Origin of the sequence: Campylobacter sp. US33a (genome assembly GCF_004378855.1) — a bacterium.
Classification (GTDB): domain Bacteria; phylum Campylobacterota; class Campylobacteria; order Campylobacterales; family Campylobacteraceae; genus Campylobacter_D.
Genome location: NZ_RYYL01000008.1, coordinates 85,135 through 100,473, shown reverse-complemented (window position 1 = coordinate 100,473; position 15,339 = coordinate 85,135). Strand labels below are relative to the sequence as shown.

At 31.0% G+C, this 15,339-nt stretch carries 13 protein-coding genes and 1 pseudogene; 11 read left to right on the top strand and 3 right to left on the bottom strand.

Features of this window, described 5'->3' with window-relative positions; genetic code table 11:
• Positions 1-954 precede the first annotated feature (954 nt).
• Together panC and panB are read right to left on the bottom strand one after the other, a co-directional pair.
• Positions 955-1,809: a pantoate--beta-alanine ligase gene (panC, locus tag ELQ16_RS07550; RefSeq protein ID WP_134238940.1), complete on the bottom strand. Its 855-nt coding sequence runs from the start codon at positions 1,807-1,809 to the stop codon at positions 955-957.
• 9 nt (positions 1,810-1,818) lie between these two features.
• The gene (gene panB / locus ELQ16_RS07545) at positions 1,819-2,643 is read right to left on the bottom strand and encodes a 3-methyl-2-oxobutanoate hydroxymethyltransferase (RefSeq protein ID WP_134238939.1); all 825 of its coding nucleotides are present in this window, start codon (positions 2,641-2,643) and stop codon (positions 1,819-1,821) included.
• Between the two features lie 116 nt (positions 2,644-2,759).
• On the opposite strand from panB, the gene ELQ16_RS07540 reads away from it, so the two are divergent.
• The 3 genes from ELQ16_RS07540 to ELQ16_RS07530 all read left to right on the top strand — a co-directional run bounded on the left by ELQ16_RS07540 (position 2,760) and on the right by ELQ16_RS07530 (position 4,741).
• Positions 2,760-3,368 (top strand): NAD(P)H-dependent oxidoreductase, encoded by a 609-nt coding sequence (locus tag ELQ16_RS07540; protein ID WP_134238938.1) that lies wholly within the window; start codon positions 2,760-2,762, stop codon positions 3,366-3,368.
• Positions 3,365-3,967: an NAD(P)H-dependent oxidoreductase gene (locus ELQ16_RS07535; RefSeq protein WP_134238937.1), complete on the top strand. Its 603-nt coding sequence runs from the start codon at positions 3,365-3,367 to the stop codon at positions 3,965-3,967. The genes ELQ16_RS07540 and ELQ16_RS07535 overlap by 4 nt, the downstream gene beginning before the upstream one ends.
• A 399-nt stretch (positions 3,968-4,366) precedes the next feature.
• Positions 4,367-4,741: a group III truncated hemoglobin gene (locus tag ELQ16_RS07530; RefSeq protein ID WP_134238936.1), complete on the top strand. Its 375-nt coding sequence runs from the start codon at positions 4,367-4,369 to the stop codon at positions 4,739-4,741.
• Here ELQ16_RS07530 and ELQ16_RS07525 read toward each other — a convergent pair.
• Positions 4,738-6,762 (bottom strand): ATP-dependent helicase, encoded by a 2,025-nt coding sequence (locus ELQ16_RS07525; RefSeq protein WP_134238935.1) that lies wholly within the window; start codon positions 6,760-6,762, stop codon positions 4,738-4,740. The genes ELQ16_RS07530 and ELQ16_RS07525 overlap by 4 nt on opposite strands.
• A 97-nt stretch (positions 6,763-6,859) precedes the next feature.
• On the opposite strand from ELQ16_RS07525, the gene ELQ16_RS07520 reads away from it, so the two are divergent.
• The 8 genes and pseudogenes from ELQ16_RS07520 to ELQ16_RS07485 all read left to right on the top strand — a co-directional run bounded on the left by ELQ16_RS07520 (position 6,860) and on the right by ELQ16_RS07485 (position 15,314).
• Positions 6,860-7,915 carry a hypothetical protein gene (locus ELQ16_RS07520; protein WP_134238934.1) on the top strand — a complete coding sequence of 352 codons (1,056 nt, stop codon included), beginning with the start codon at positions 6,860-6,862 and terminating at the stop codon, positions 7,913-7,915.
• A gap of 71 nt (positions 7,916-7,986) precedes the next feature.
• Positions 7,987-10,599 carry a valine--tRNA ligase gene (locus ELQ16_RS07515; protein ID WP_134238933.1) on the top strand — a complete coding sequence of 871 codons (2,613 nt, stop codon included), beginning with the start codon at positions 7,987-7,989 and terminating at the stop codon, positions 10,597-10,599.
• A gap of 2 nt (positions 10,600-10,601) precedes the next feature.
• Positions 10,602-11,609 carry a methionine ABC transporter ATP-binding protein gene (locus ELQ16_RS07510; protein WP_134238932.1) on the top strand — a complete coding sequence of 336 codons (1,008 nt, stop codon included), beginning with the start codon at positions 10,602-10,604 and terminating at the stop codon, positions 11,607-11,609.
• 17 nt (positions 11,610-11,626) lie between these two features.
• Positions 11,627-12,262 (top strand): annotated as a pseudogene (locus ELQ16_RS07505) (methionine ABC transporter permease); the annotation flags it as partial.
• A 208-nt stretch (positions 12,263-12,470) separates the two neighbouring features.
• A complete protein-coding gene (locus ELQ16_RS07500) occupies positions 12,471-13,241 on the top strand; it encodes a MetQ/NlpA family ABC transporter substrate-binding protein (RefSeq protein WP_134238930.1) in 771 nt (256 codons plus the stop codon).
• 9 nt (positions 13,242-13,250) lie between these two features.
• Positions 13,251-14,018, top strand: a complete 768-nt coding sequence (locus tag ELQ16_RS07495) for a MetQ/NlpA family ABC transporter substrate-binding protein (protein WP_134238929.1) — start codon at positions 13,251-13,253, stop codon at positions 14,016-14,018.
• Between the two features lie 76 nt (positions 14,019-14,094).
• Positions 14,095-14,754, top strand: coding sequence for a flagellar basal body P-ring formation chaperone FlgA (gene flgA / locus ELQ16_RS07490; protein WP_134238928.1), 660 nt, complete (start codon positions 14,095-14,097; stop codon positions 14,752-14,754).
• Complete coding sequence (locus ELQ16_RS07485; protein ID WP_134238927.1) at positions 14,751-15,314, top strand: UbiX family flavin prenyltransferase; 564 nt, start codon at positions 14,751-14,753, stop codon at positions 15,312-15,314. Before flgA ends, ELQ16_RS07485 begins: the two co-directional genes overlap by 4 nt.
• Positions 15,315-15,339: the final 25 nt, after the last annotated feature.

The window sequence follows — 15,339 nt, the reverse complement described above, 5'->3', positions numbered from 1 at the left end:
AGAGAGCGTCATAAAGTATTAAAAAAGTAACATTTTAAGTTAACTATTTTTTTACTTTTAACTTACTTGATTATAAATCTTAAATACTTAAAAACAATTAAAAGCTTATTTACTTTATTAAAAATAAAATCTTATTAAATGAAGGAATTTTGGGATTTATTGGATTTATCATACATTAAATAATACAAAATAAATTTAAAATATTTTATATTTTTTGCGTTTTTTTTGGTAAATATTGTTTTATTTTGCTGGGTTTTTTGTGAATTTTTATTTAAGAAATCAAATTTTTTATTTGTTTTTGTTTAATTAAGAAATGTTTAATGTGGTTTTTTGGTAGAAATTTTTTGCTGATGCTCAGAATGACGGTTTTAAGTGAGTTGGAGTAGAAGTCCTTCGCGGTGCTCAGAATGACGAAAAAAGAAGGTTTGCTTAAAACGACGAGCGAATGGGGTTTAGTAAATCCAAGAGCCTTGCACTCTTGGCGTGGATTTTGTTTAAGTATAGGTTAAACAAGGCTTTCTTATAATTTTTTTGGTATTTTAAGAGAGCTGGTTAAGCAATTTAATCAGCTCGTTTATTACTTCTAATAATATTAAAATTACATTTAAAATCTTTTCTATCATTAGTAGCACCTTTCCCACCAAGAGAAATTAATCACTTAAACGAAGTAATTCCATCAAAGTTTTCTTAAAATTTATTGCGTGAGAAGTTCCGAGGTTCGCAATGGTGAGGGTTTGTCACCAAGCAACGCGAAGGATTGCTCAGTATGGCAATGTGGGTGCTTCAAATCACTGTAGGTTTATCGCCTAAGCAACACACCTAATAGCAATTATAAGACTTAGTGCTATAAAATAGCAGGATAAAAAGGATAATGGGTTTTTGCGTGGGGTTTTTAGTGAAGTATACCCCCCCCCTTTTTTTTTTAAATCGGCTTAAATCTAGAGATTTTTAAAATCAATCAATCGTCAATAAAAAATTATCAATCAATCTTGTCTTGCCGATATAAACCGCAATAGCGCCTAAAACTTGGGTATTTGCCTTTATATTATCTAAGATTTGCATAGAATTTGCATCGACGATTTTTACATAATCAATTTTTGCCAAAGGCTCTTTGTTAAGCTCTTCTTTCATAGCTTTAATGATATTTTGAGTGCATTTTTCGCCTTCTTTAACGCATTTTTCACCCAAAAAAATCGCACGACTTAAGCATCTTGCCGCCACTCTTTCTTCCTCATTTAAATAAGTATTTCTCGAGCTTTTAGCTAAGCCATCTTCTTCGCGAATGATAGGACAAATTTCAAGCTCTAAATTCATATTTAAATCCTTAACCATACGCTTTACCACCATACACTGTTGCGCATCTTTTTGGCCAAAATAAGCCTTGTTTGGACTAATGAGATTAAAAAATTTAGTCAAAACCGTGCAAACTCCCCTAAAATGCCCTTCCCTACTTAAACCGCAAAGCTCATTAGTCAGTCTTGTTAAATCCACAAAAGTGCAAAATTCTTCATCATAAAAATCTTCAACCCTAGGCGTAAAAATCACATCCACACCCAAACTTTCGCAAAGCTTAGCATCGCGCTTTAAATCCCTTGGATAGCTTGCTAAATCTTCGTTTTTGCCAAATTGTATAGGATTGACAAAAATGCTTACCACAACCTTATCATTGCTTGCTTTTGCAGCTTTAATCAAACTGGCATGTCCTTCGTGCAAATATCCCATTGTTGGCACATAACCTATGCTTAAATTTTGTTTTTTATAATCTTGAGTGATTTTTTTGATTTCATCTAAATTTTCAATGATTTGCATATTTTTTCCTTAATACAATTTTTCTATGAGTTCATCATCTATACTGAAACTATGTTCTAGGCTCGGGAATTTTTCTTCTTTAACTTCTTTAATATAAGAGTTTATACCTTGTTTTAACACTTCTTTTGTATTGGCAAAATGCTTGACAAATTTCGGTTTAAATTCATCATTTAAACCAAGTAAATCATGATAAACCAAAACCTGTCCATCGCAATATTTGCCAGCACCTATGCCGATGGTTGGAATTTCAAGTTTTTTAGTGATGAGTTGGGCAAGTTTTTCGGGCACGCATTCTAAAACAAGCATCACTGCACCCGCATCTTGTACGGCTTTTGCATCATCGATAAGCTTTTTAGCTGCCTCCAAAGATTTACCTTGCACTCTATATCCACCCAAGGTGTGCAAAGACTGAGGCGTAAGCCCCAAATGCGCCACAACAGGAATGGAAGCTTTACTGATAGCACTAATATGCTCACAAAAATCGGCTCCTTCTAATTTCACCGCATTTGCACCCCCTTCCTTAACTAAACGACCGGCATTTACAAGTGCATCATAAACACTGCTTTGATAAGACATAAAAGGCATATCCGTTAAAACAAAGGCGTTTTTTGCCCCACGAGCAACTGCAGCTGAGCAAAAAAGCATATCTTGCATACTCACACTTAAAGTATCTTTATAACCCAAAACCACCATTCCCAAAGAATCTCCTACTAAAATCACATTAACCCCAGCCTCATCAGCAAGTTTTGCACTAAAATAATCATAAGCGGTTAGCATGATGATTTTGTCTTGATTTTTCTTTTGATCTTGTAGGGTGAGTATGGTATTTTTCATTTTTTTCCTTTATCTAAAAAATTTAAAAATCTAATTATAAAACCAAAACTTGAAAAAGAAATAAAAAATTTATGTTAAGATTTTGTAGCAAGATTAAAAGTAAAAAAGGAATGAGAATGGATTTTGACACAGCGATAAAAACAAGACACGCTTGTAAAATTTTCAAAGACACCAAAATAAATCAAAAAGACTTAGAAGTCATACTTAATGCTGGAATTTTAAGCCCTAGCTCCCATGGTTTTGAGCCTTGGAAATTCTTAGTTTTATCTAAAAAAGAAGACAATATTTTACTAAGTCAAGCTTGCTATAATCAAGAAAATGTCGCCACAGCAAGTCATAATATCATTTTACTAGCAAGAAGCGATCTTAAGTCAAAAGATGAATTTGCCAAAAAGCAAGTAAGAAGATTTTGCAAAGATGAGGAGCATTTTAAGAAAGTGTTACAAATTTATACTCACAAAACAGATAAAATGAATGATAAAGAACTTTTTCATTATGCTCAACTTCAATGCTATCTAGCTTTAATGCAAATGAGTTTAGCGGCGATGAATTTAGGTATTGATTCTTGTATGATAGGAGGATATGAGAAAGAAGAAGTTGAAAAAATTTTTAATATCAAAAAGCCTTTTGAATGTGCAGTAATTTTAGCTTTAGGCTACAAAAAAGACGAGCCAAAATATAAAAAACAAAGATTAGATTTTAAGGAAGTGGTGCAATACTTATGAAAAATTTAGAACTATTTGAAAAAAGATTTTCGTGTAGAAATTTTAAAAACGAAAAAATCAAAAACGAGGATTTAAACTTTATACTTAAGGCCGGTGTGATGAGTCCTAGTTCTTTAGGGCTTGAGCCTTGGAGATTTTTAGTGGTGCAAGATGAAAAATCAAAAGAAGAAATCGCAAAAATTGCTAACAATCAAAACCATGTAAAAGAAGCAAGCGCTATCATCGCTATCGTTTCAAGGCTTGATTTTACAGAGTATTTTGAAGATAAATTAAAAGCAAGAAATTTAAGCAAAGAAGAATTAGAAAAAAGACTAAAAACCTATAGTCCTTTTTTGCAAAATATGAATGAAAATCAAAAACTAGCTTACGCAAGAGAACAAGCTTTTATCGCACTTGGCTCCATGCTTTATGCGGCAACCTTGCTAGATATTGGCACTTGCACTATAGGCGGCTTTGATAAAAATGCTTTAGATACATATTTTAAATTAGATATCAAAAAAGAACAAAGCACAGTTTTAATCGCTTTAGGATATAAAAAAGACAGTCAAATCCCTAAAAAAGCAAGATTTTCTTTTGATGAAGTGGTAAAATTTTTATAAAAACTCACATGATTTTTAATGTTAAATAAGGAATTTTGAGCCGTTATTATCATTTAAATATCTATTATTCTAAATTATCACTGATATATTGATTCTAAGTGAAGCAAAACACAACGAAGAATCCCTATGCCTAGTATCGATTTGGAGTTATTGCCAATCTGTTATTCTAAATAATAGCGAAGAATCTTCTATTCTTCTAATGGAATTATCTGTATTTTAGATAATTAGAGTTTTTAAAACAGAGATCATTTATCTATAGACTCAAGGTGACAAAAAAGTATTCTGAAATGTTCTTATCTTCAGCATAATAAAAGCAATAAATTTTTAAAATTGATTTTAGTCATTTTTTTATAAAGATTTTTTTGCTAATTTTTCAAAAAAATAAAAAAGGATATACAAATGAAATACGAAACCATCGATGCTCAAAGCATAGCAAAACTTATGCATAACTTTTATGAAAAAATAAGATATGACGAAAATTTAGGACCAATTTTCAACAAAGCCATAGGAGAAAGCAATGAAGAATGGCAAGAACATAAAGAAAAAATTGGAAATTTTTGGCAAGGAATGTTGCTTGGAGAAGGAAATTACAACGGACAACCTTTAAAAGCACATATGGATTTAGCACCTTTTCCACAAGAATTCTTTGATATATGGCTTAACTTATTTGAAAAAAGTCTTAATGAGCTTTATAATGAAGAGATGTCGGAAGTGATACTCACAAGAGCTAAAATGATAGCTAGAAATTTTAAAAATGTTTTGTATGGACGCTAAGCTTTTTCACCCTTGCAAAGTCCTGCTTCTATCAAAAAGCAAGATGGAGCGTAATTGCTTTTTTTGATCTTATCATACTTAGCATAGCTTAGATACAAGGTATTTTTCGCACGCGTTACGGCTACATAAAAAAGTCTGCGCTCTTCTTCTAAGCTGCCACCCATGGACATTAATTTTTGATTAGGAAAACGTCCGTGAGCTAGATCAATCACAAAAACCAAATCAAACTCCAAGCCTTTACTTGCGTGTATGCTTAGCAAATTCACGCCTTTTCCACTACTCATTTCGCTAGAACCTAGAGTGAGAAAATTAAAATATTTATAAATATCAGAATAATTTTTTGTTAATTCTTTTAAAACAACCATTTTGGAATTAATCTTTTCTAAAGCCTCGCTTTTTTTAAGCAAATCAACATGGCCTGATTTGTTTGTCGCCCTTTTAGTGGCTAAAATATCACAAATTTCAGCAAAAAGTTCGTGATTTAAAACCAAATTTACAAGTTCGCTAGAACCACGACAACCCAAAGCTTTTTGTATATAAAAATACATTTTTTCTAAATTTTTGGCACAGCTTTCATTGATTTTTGGTAAAGCCAATATGGGATGAGAATTGAAATTTGACTCCAAAGAAAAACGATCGGAGTTTGCTAAATCTTCTAAATCATCAAAAAGCCCTAATTGATAGCTTCTTTTGGCACTTTTTTTGATATTCACGCTTAAATTTGGCTCCAAAAATCCTTTTTTTAAAGATCCTTCACCAAGTTTTAATAAAGCATCAAAAATGTCTTTAGCCAGCACCCCACCCACACCCTTGCAATAACTCAAAATGTGTATAAAAGCCATAACATCTTTAGGATTTAAAACTATAGCAAGTAAGGCACAAAATGCTTTAACCTCCGAGCTTTCAAAAAAACTCCCACTGCCTTTTCTAAGACTTGCAATACCTTGTTCCCTTAAGGCAACTTCGATGCCATCAGCACTTGAGTTATTACGAAAAATCACTGCAATATCTTCTAACTTTACCCCGCTAGTTAAAATGATTTTAGCTATATTTTGATACTGATCAAAAAGTTCATTAAAAGTCAACAAAACCGGTGCTTTAAACTCGCCTGTTCTTGTGACTATAAGTTCTTTAGGATAAAGCCTTTCGTTATTTAAAATAACTTTGTTAGCAAGAGCGAGTATGCTTTTAGAGGAACGGTAGTTTTTATTAAGCGTAAAAATTTTAGCGTCCAAAAATCTATCTTTAAAACCACCAATAATTCCAATATCTGCACCATTAAAAGCATAAATACTTTGATCATAATCACCCACGCAAAATAAACTTTTACTTTTAAAAGCATCGATTAATGAACCTTGTAAAGTATTTGTGTCTTGATACTCATCGACTAAAATTTCTTCAAAATCGTATTTTTTGGTTTTTAAAAGTTCTTTAAGCTTGATAAGTAAATCATTAAAATCGACATAATTAAAACGCTTTTTTTCCTCTTCGTATTCTTTTAAAATATCTTCATAAATTTCAGCATAAATACTTTGCTCTCCGTAATTTTTAATAAACCAATCTACAAAATCTTCATCTTTGCTTTTATTTTGAAATAAAGAGTAAATATCATATAAATAACTTGGCATATAAGGCTTAAGATCGCTTAAATGATGGAAAGTTCTTTTTTCAAATACGCTTTTTAATAAAGTTTTTAGCTCACTAGCTTGTTTTAACATGATATTATGATCGGCTTCCTTAAGCAAGGTATAAGCGGTACTATGAAAAGTTCCTGCAATGATTTTTGAAGTGATATTTTTGGCAAAATGGCGATTAAGCCTTGAAATCATTTCTTTACTTGCTTTGTTGGTAAAGGTTAAAAGCATAATTTTTTCAGGACTTATGCCTTGATTTAAAAGATAGGCTATGCGAGCAACGATAGTAGAAGTTTTACCTGTTCCTGCACTTGCTATGATTAAATTATGTCCAAAAGGAGCTTTAACGGCATTTAGTTGTTCTTCATTAAGTCTTGAAAGTGGCATCATTTTCCTTAAAAAAATGCAAATTATAAAAAAAAATTACTTAAAAATTATAAATTTGGCTAAAATACAAAAATTATTTTTTGTTTAAGGATTGTTTATGTCAGCAAAAAGCTTTATTGTTGTATTGTTTTTGATGATAGTTTCTGGATTTTGCGGAGCTTTTCTTTGCTATTTATTCTTAAATTTAGATCGTTTTTATGAAAACAATAGCGAAGTGAATGTAGTAGAATACAATTTACCTTTAGATGATGAGAATATCAGCATGGATGAAAAAAGTCAAAATTTTGAAAAAGAAGAACAAAACCTTACAAATACTCCATTAGAACTAAACAATACTTTACAAACAAGCACTCAAAGCATTTTTGAAAGCAAAGAAAAACAAAGAAGTCAAATTGCCAACGCACACGATGAAGATATACTTGAAAATCCACAAATTCCACAAGAGCATTTTATCAGTGATATGCCACCTACGATTTTAATCCCAAAAGAAAGTGAGTCACAAAAAACAAAACCTCAAACAACAAAAAACAAAAAAGAAACTAAAGAAAACACCAAAGCAAAACAAAGTGCATCAAAAAACAAAAAAGATCGCCTTGTTAAAGAACTTAGCAATAAAAACTTTCAAATTTATATTAAAAATGGCGAAGAATTAAGTGATTATCGCCTAGAGCTTCTAAAAGATATGTTTAAACCTTTATATGAAAACATTAAAGATGCAAAGATTAAAATTCTCATTACTCTATTTGATAATAATAACATGTCTTTAAAATTGCAAAATTTAAGTCTGAAAAATAAAAAAAATAAAAATCCCCAAGATTATATCAATCTCACCAAAAAATCGATTAACTTCCATTATCAAGCCAATGAAATAGATAATTTTAGCAATAAAAATTCTTTAATAGATTTTATTGAAAATTATAAAAATAACTCCCTAATTAAACTCGTAAAAATCAAAGCCTATTCTGATGGAAAAGGTAGCGATTTTGCAAACTATATGCTGGGTTTAAAAAGGGGTACATATTTAGCTCATTTTTTCTTAAATTTTAGTGAAGAGATAGAGATTGTATCTTTTGGAAAAGAAAATTATCCTAAAAATGCTAGAAATTCAGAAGAGCAAAGATATCAATACCGAAAAGTTGAGATCAGTTTTTAATCTTAACTTTTTAAATACTTCTTTAGCAAAATTTAGCTAAGCTTATGCCATTTTATTTTCAAGGCAAAATTATGTATGATAAAAATTTAGAAAAAGAATACTATAAAATATGCGAAGATCGTGGATATTTTGAAATAGATGGTAATAAAAAAATTCAAGAAAAAGATAAATATTTTTGTATTATGATGCCGCCTCCTAATGTCACAGGAGTATTACACATAGGGCATGCACTTACTTGCACCCTACAAGATATTACTACGCGTTATAAAAGAATGGATGGCTACAAAACCCTTTATCAACCAGGACTAGATCATGCAGGAATTGCTACTCAAAATGTAGTAGAAAAACAACTCCTAGCCCAAGGTATAAAAAAAGAAGAACTTGGAAGAGAAAATTTTATAAAAAAAGTTTGGGAATGGAAAGAACAAAGCGGTGGTACCATAGTAAAACAAATGAGAATTTTAGGAATAACTCCAGCTTGGAGTCGTTTGCGTTTTACTATGGATGAAGGACTTGTAAATGCCGTAAAAAAAGCATTTGTTGATCTTTATGATAAAAAACTTATAGTGCGTGATAATTATATGATTAATTGGTGCACACATGATGGAGCTTTAAGCGATATAGAAGTTGAACACAAAGAAAATCAAGGCAAGCTTTATCATCTAAAATATTTCTTAGAAAACAAAAAAGACTATGTAGTAGTAGCCACAACAAGACCTGAAACTTATTTTGGAGATACCGCGGTAATGGTAAATCCAAACGATGAAAGATATAAGCATCTAATAGGCAAAGAAGTAATTTTACCCCTAGTAGAAAGAAAAATCAAAATCATAGCCGATGAGCATGTAGATATGGAATTTGGAACAGGCTTTGTTAAGGTAACCCCTGCACATGATACAAACGACTATGAAGTAGGCTTAAGACATGGGCTTGAATTTATCACTGTCTTTGATGAAAAAGGTATTTTAAATCATCACTGCTTAGAATTTGAAGGTTTAGAAAGATTAGAAGCAAGAGAAAAAATCATTTCTAAATTAAATGAGCTTGGCTTTGTAGAAAAGATAGAAGATTATACCAATCAAATAGGATATTGCTATCGTTGCAAAAATGTCGTAGAGCCTTATATCTCCAAACAATGGTTTGTTAAAAGCGAAATTGCAAAAGAAAGCATAGAAAAGGTAAATCTTGGCGGAAGCAAGTTTTACCCAGCTCACTGGATAAATAGCTTTAATGCTTGGATGAGAGATTTAAAAGATTGGTGTATTTCAAGACAACTTTGGTGGGGTCATCAAATACCTGTATATTACTGCGAATGCGGCAACGAATGGGCAAGCGAAGAAAATCCAAGTCAATGTCCAAAATGTCAAAGCAAAAATTTCAAACAAGATCCTGATGTGCTTGATACTTGGTTTTCTTCAGGTCTTTGGGCTATGAGTACTTTAGGTTGGGGCAATAAAAACTGGGGCAAAGAAAAACTTTGGAATGAAGATGATTTAAAAAATTTCTATCCAAATTCTTTATTGATAACCGGTTTTGATATTTTATTCTTTTGGGTTGCTAGAATGATGTTTCAAAGCACTAATGCCTTAAATGAATTACCTTTTAAAGATATTTATTTACACGCCCTTGTAAAAGATGAACAAGGTAGAAAAATGAGCAAAAGCTTAGGAAATGTAATAGATCCTACTCAAAGCGTCGAAGAATACAGCGCAGATATTTTGCGTTTTACTCTTGCGCTTTTAGCTATCCAAGGTAGAGATATAAAATTAAGCAACGATAAATTATTACAAGTTAGAAATTTCACCAACAAGCTTTATAATGCAAGTAAATTTTTACTTTTAAATGAGGAAAAATTTGAAGATTTGCAAAACATAGAAATCAAATCAAATCTAGCAAAATACATATATTCTCGTTTTGAACTTTGTGTAAAAGAAACAAGAGAAAATTTAGACAATTATCGTTTTAATGATGCTGCGAACACGCTTTATAGATTTTTTTGGGATGAATTTTGCGATTGGGGTATAGAACTTAGTAAAGCAGAAAAATCAAGCATAAAAGAACTTGGAAGTATATTTAAAGAAGCTTTAAAACTTTTAAATCCTTTTATGCCTTTTATAAGCGAGTATTTATATCATGAGCTTAGCAAAACTTCTTTACAAACTCATGAGTCCATTATGATTTCACGATATCCTAAATTTAATTTTAGAGATGAAAAAATCGAAAAATTATTTAGTATCATCATAGAAAGTATAGTTTCTTTGCGTCGTGCAAAAAGCTTAGTGGATCTAGGAAATTCAAAAATTCAAAAGGCTTGCATCAAGCTTAACGATATAAATTTAGAAAGCGAGCTAAAAACTCATATTAATTTCATACAAACCCTAGCCAAATGTGAAAATGTAGAATTCATACAAGAAAAATTAGAAAAATCAATCTGCGATGTAAGCGAAAATTTAGAAGTATTTATCCCTACACAAGACTTGGATTTAAGTGCAGTTTTAGCAAGATTAAACAATCAAAAAACAAAACTAGAAAAAGAATTTAATAAATTAAATTCTATGTTAAGTAATGAAAAATTTGTCGCAAATGCGCCAAGTGAAGTGGTAGAACAAAACAAAAATCAGCTTTTAAATATCAAAACACAATTAGATAAAATTTGCGAAGAGCTTTCAAATTTAGGAGCATAAAAGTGATAAAGATTGCAAATTTAAAAAAATATTATGGCAAAGAACTTGTTATCAATGATGTTTCTTTACAAATTCAAAAAGGCGAAATTTATGCCATAGTAGGACATAGTGGTGCTGGAAAATCCACTCTTTTAAGGTGTATCAACGGGCTTGAAGATTATCAAGAAGGCAGTTTAAAGGTGCTTGATAAAGAGATTAAAGAACTCAGGCAAAAAAAGCCCAAAGAACTTAGAATACTAAGAAAAGACATAGGAATGATTTTTCAAAATTTCGCACTCATGAATAGAAAAAGTGTTTTTGAAAATGTCGCAATGCCTTTAAAAACTCACTACACTCAAAGTAAGGTTTATTCGCAACTTTTCAAAAAAGATTATATGAGCCAAAATGATATTGCTAAAAGGGTGAATGAGCTTTTAAATATCGTAGGACTTTCTCATAAAAGCAAGGCTTATCCAGCTGAACTGAGTGGGGGACAAAAACAACGCGTTGCTATTGCTAGAGCATTAGCATTAAATCCAAAAATTCTACTTAGCGATGAAGCCACTTCAGCCCTTGATCCTAATACAACAAAAAATATCTTAGAACTCATTGCAAAAATCAATGCTGAATTCGGAATAACCGTTGTTTTGGTTACCCATGAAATGGAAGTAGTTAAAGACATTGCTTCTAAAGCACTTTTATTAGAACAAGGCAAAATCATAGGAAATGGTGCAATTGATGAATTATTTTTAAAGCCTAATGAAAAAATGAAAGAATTTTTAGGAGAAAGTGACTTTTTGCCAGATCATGGACTAAATATCAAACTATATTTTCCAAAAGAAGTAGCACAAAATAGTGTAATTACTCATATGGCAAGAACCTTGGATATCGATTTTAACATTGTTTGGGGTAAAATAGAAAAATTAAACGGCATTGCTTTGGGAAATTTAGTCATTAATATAGATGCCAAAGATAAAGAAAAAGTTTTAGCCTACATAGAAAAAAGTGGCGTATTATGGGAGATTGTTTGATGCAAAATTTAATTTATAATTTCGAAAATATCATCATACCTGCACTTTGGGAAACTTTATATATGAGTCTTGTTTCGACTTTTTTGGGGTTTTTATTTGCCATTATTCCTGGAATTTTACTTGCCATTTGGGATAAAGAAGGATTGTGTGAGAATAAAAGTGCTTATAATATTTTAGATTTTTTTGTCAATATCTTGCGTTCTTTTCCTTTTATCATTTTAATCATCATTTTAATGCCTCTAACACAAATCATCGCTGGCACAAGCATAGGAACAAGTGCTATGATAGTGCCTCTAACCATAGGTATTGCACCCTATTTAGCTAAAATGCTCGAAAATTCTTTTAAAGAAGTCGATAAAGGCATTATCGAAGCGGCAAAGTCTTATGGAGCAAGTAATTTACAAATCATCTTTAAAGTCATTTTTACCGAGGCTTTACCAAGTATGATTAATGGACTTACTTTAACTCTTATTGTCATCATTGGTTTTTCTGCTATGGCTGGAACTGTTGGTGGAGGTGGACTTGGTGATGTTGCGATTCGCTATGGTTATGAAAGATTTAGAACAGATATTATGATACAAACTAGCGTGGTTTTGATTTTACTCGTACAATTTGTCCAAATGAGCGGCAATGCTTTATATAAAATAAGCAAAAAATAATTCAGTGTAAAAATATCTTAATTTAATTTATAATTAAGATATTTTTTTGTAGCATTTTAAATCTTTAATTTTAATTTAATGAAAGGTATATCATGATGTCTCAGATGCGTTAGTATCTGACTATCTTAAATTTCTATTTAAATAGTCAGAGCGATTTTAGAGTAAAGCAAGCACAAAAATGACTATTTGAAAGGAAAATACAATGAATATCTTAAAAACACTCACTGCGGCTTTAGTTTTAAGCACAAGCTTATTTGCAGCTGAAAAAATCATAGTTGGAGCTACTCCAGTTCCTCATGCTGAAATTTTAGAACAAACCAAAGATCTACTTGCTAAAGAGGGTTATGAGTTGGAAATCAAAGAATTCAACGACTATGTTTTGCCAAATTTAAGCACAGATAATGGTGAATTAGATGCGAATTTCTTCCAGCATCAACCTTATTTAGATGAATTTAATGCCAATAAAGGCACGAAATTAATTAGTGTTGCAAAGGTGCATATCGAGCCTATGGCGGTTTATTCTAAAAAATATAAAAATTTAAATGACTTAAAGGAAGGAGCGTTAATCGCTGTACCAAATGATCCTACCAATGAAAGCAGAGCTTTAGATATCATAGCTAGTTCAAAACTTGTAAGTTTTACTAATAAGCCTTTAAAAACCCCGCTTGATATCACAAGCAATCCAAAAAATCTTAAATTCCAAGAGTTAAAAGCCGCACAACTTCCAAGAGTTCTTAACTCTACTGATATAGCAGTGATTAACTCAAATTACGCTTTAGCCGCAGGTTTAAATCCTGTTAAAGACTCTATTTTTATAGAATCAAAAGACAGTCCTTATGTCAATATCCTTGTTGCTAAGCCAGAAAACAAAGACAGTGCAAAAATCAAAGCACTAAGCAAGGCTTTAAATAGTGAAAAAATAAGAAAATTCATCGAAGAAAAATACAACGGAGCAGTTATTCCTGCGTTTTAAGGTTTAAAAATGAAATGGATTAAAATTGCTTTATTATTTTTACTCACTCTTAGCCTTAAAGCCGATGATAAAATCATAACCATAGGAGCCACTCCGGTTCCTTATGCGCAGATTTTAGAATTTAGCAAACCCTTGTTTAAAGCAAGGGGTTATGAGTTAAAAATCGTTGAATTTTCAGATTATATCACTCCAAATTTGGCCTTAAACGAAGGGGAATTGGATGCAAACTTATATCAACACAAAGCTTTTATGGAAGAATTTAATACCAATAAAGGCACAAAATTAGTTGCTAGCACTCCTGTTGTCTTGCCTCCTATGGGTGTGTATTCTAAAAAATATACAGATTTAAAACAAGTGCCGCAAAATGCCATCATTGCTATTCCAAATGATCCAACCAATGAAGGCAGAGCTTTAGAGCTTTTAGAGCAAGCAGGGCTCATCACACTTAGTAAAAAAGCCAATGCAACGCCTTTAGATATCACGCAAAATCCTAAAAATATCCAATTTAAAGAGTTAAAAGCCGCACAACTTCCAAGGGCTTTAGGAGATGTTGATTTTGCCGTGATTAATTCAAATTATGCCCTAGGTGCAAATTTGATGCCAAAAGATGCTTTATTTTTAGAGAGTAAAGATTCGCCTTTTGTCAATCATATTGTGGTGCATGAAAGCCAAAAAAATAGTGAAAAAACTAAAATCATCAATGAAGTAATACACTCTAAAGAATTTAAAGATCATATTTTAAAAGCTTACAAAGATATACTTATCCTTGCTATATAATGTAATTTCTTGTCATTTTGGCAAGAATTTATTAAATTTTTTGTATGATTGTAAAAAACGATGAAAAGGTAGTTGCTTGAAAAAAATTGTGCTTTTGCTTTTTATACCCTTTTTGCTCCTTGCTTCAAATTTAGATGAAGTAAAACTTGCTTTGATTAAAGAGTATAAAAACAAATTCCCAAACATTATCATCGAACAAATCGATCTTTATAATAATTCTTTGCCAAAAGATTTTAATGATTATCGCTTTTTAAGACTATCAAATGCTAAATTTAACAAAGCACAAGGCTTTTTAAGAGTAGAATTTAAAACTCCGGAGCAATTTTCAAAAAATATTTTTTTTAAGTATTTCATCAAAGCTCGCCTAGAAATCATAAAATCAAACAAAGATATAAAAAAAGGCGATTTACTAGATGTTTCATTGTATAAAATTACACTTTTAGATTTTGATAAAATTCCTCTTAATGCACTAAGTAAAGATGACAATCTTAATCTCATTGCTAAAACCAATATTAAAAAAAATACCATTTTAAAAAAAAATATGTTTAGAGATAATTATTTAATCAAAAAAAATGATATTGTTATCGGTGTTTTAAATGAGGGGGATTTAAGAATGAGTGTTGAATTAACAGCGCTTGAAAATGGAAACTTAAATAAAAAAATAAGACTTAAAAACAAAGAAGGACGCACTATGCAAGGCATTGTTGTTGATAAAAATAAGGTAGAAATACAATGAAAATTTTACTAGGAATTTCGGGTTCAAGTAGCGTTGATTTAGGTTTAAAACTTTTAGAAATTTTAGAAAAAAAATGCGAGCTTTATTGTATCATTACAAAGGGTGCAAAAATAAGCTTTGAAGCCGAAAATAAGCAAAATTTAGAAAAAATTTGTCAAGAAAAATTTCAAAATACTCATTTTTTAAATGATGAAAATTTAAGCACAAGTGTAGCAAGTGGATCTTTTGGCATAGAACAAACCCTCATAGCTCCTTGTTCCATCTCAAGCCTTGCTAAAATTCACGCAGGATTTGCTGACACGCTTTTAATGCGTGCGGCAGCTGTAGCTTTAAAGGAAAGAAAAAAACTCATTTTAGGCATTCGCGAAATGCCTTTTTCAACCCTAAATTTAGAACAAATGACAAAACTTAGTCAAATGGGGGTAATTATAGCACCACCCATAATAGCAAGCTATTCGAATGCAAAAAATTTAGAACAAATGCAAAATTTCATTGTAGGAAAATGGCTCGATCTTTTAGAAATTAAACACGATTTGTATCAAAAATGGCAAAAATTTTAGCTTGAATTTGTTATATTTTTAAAAA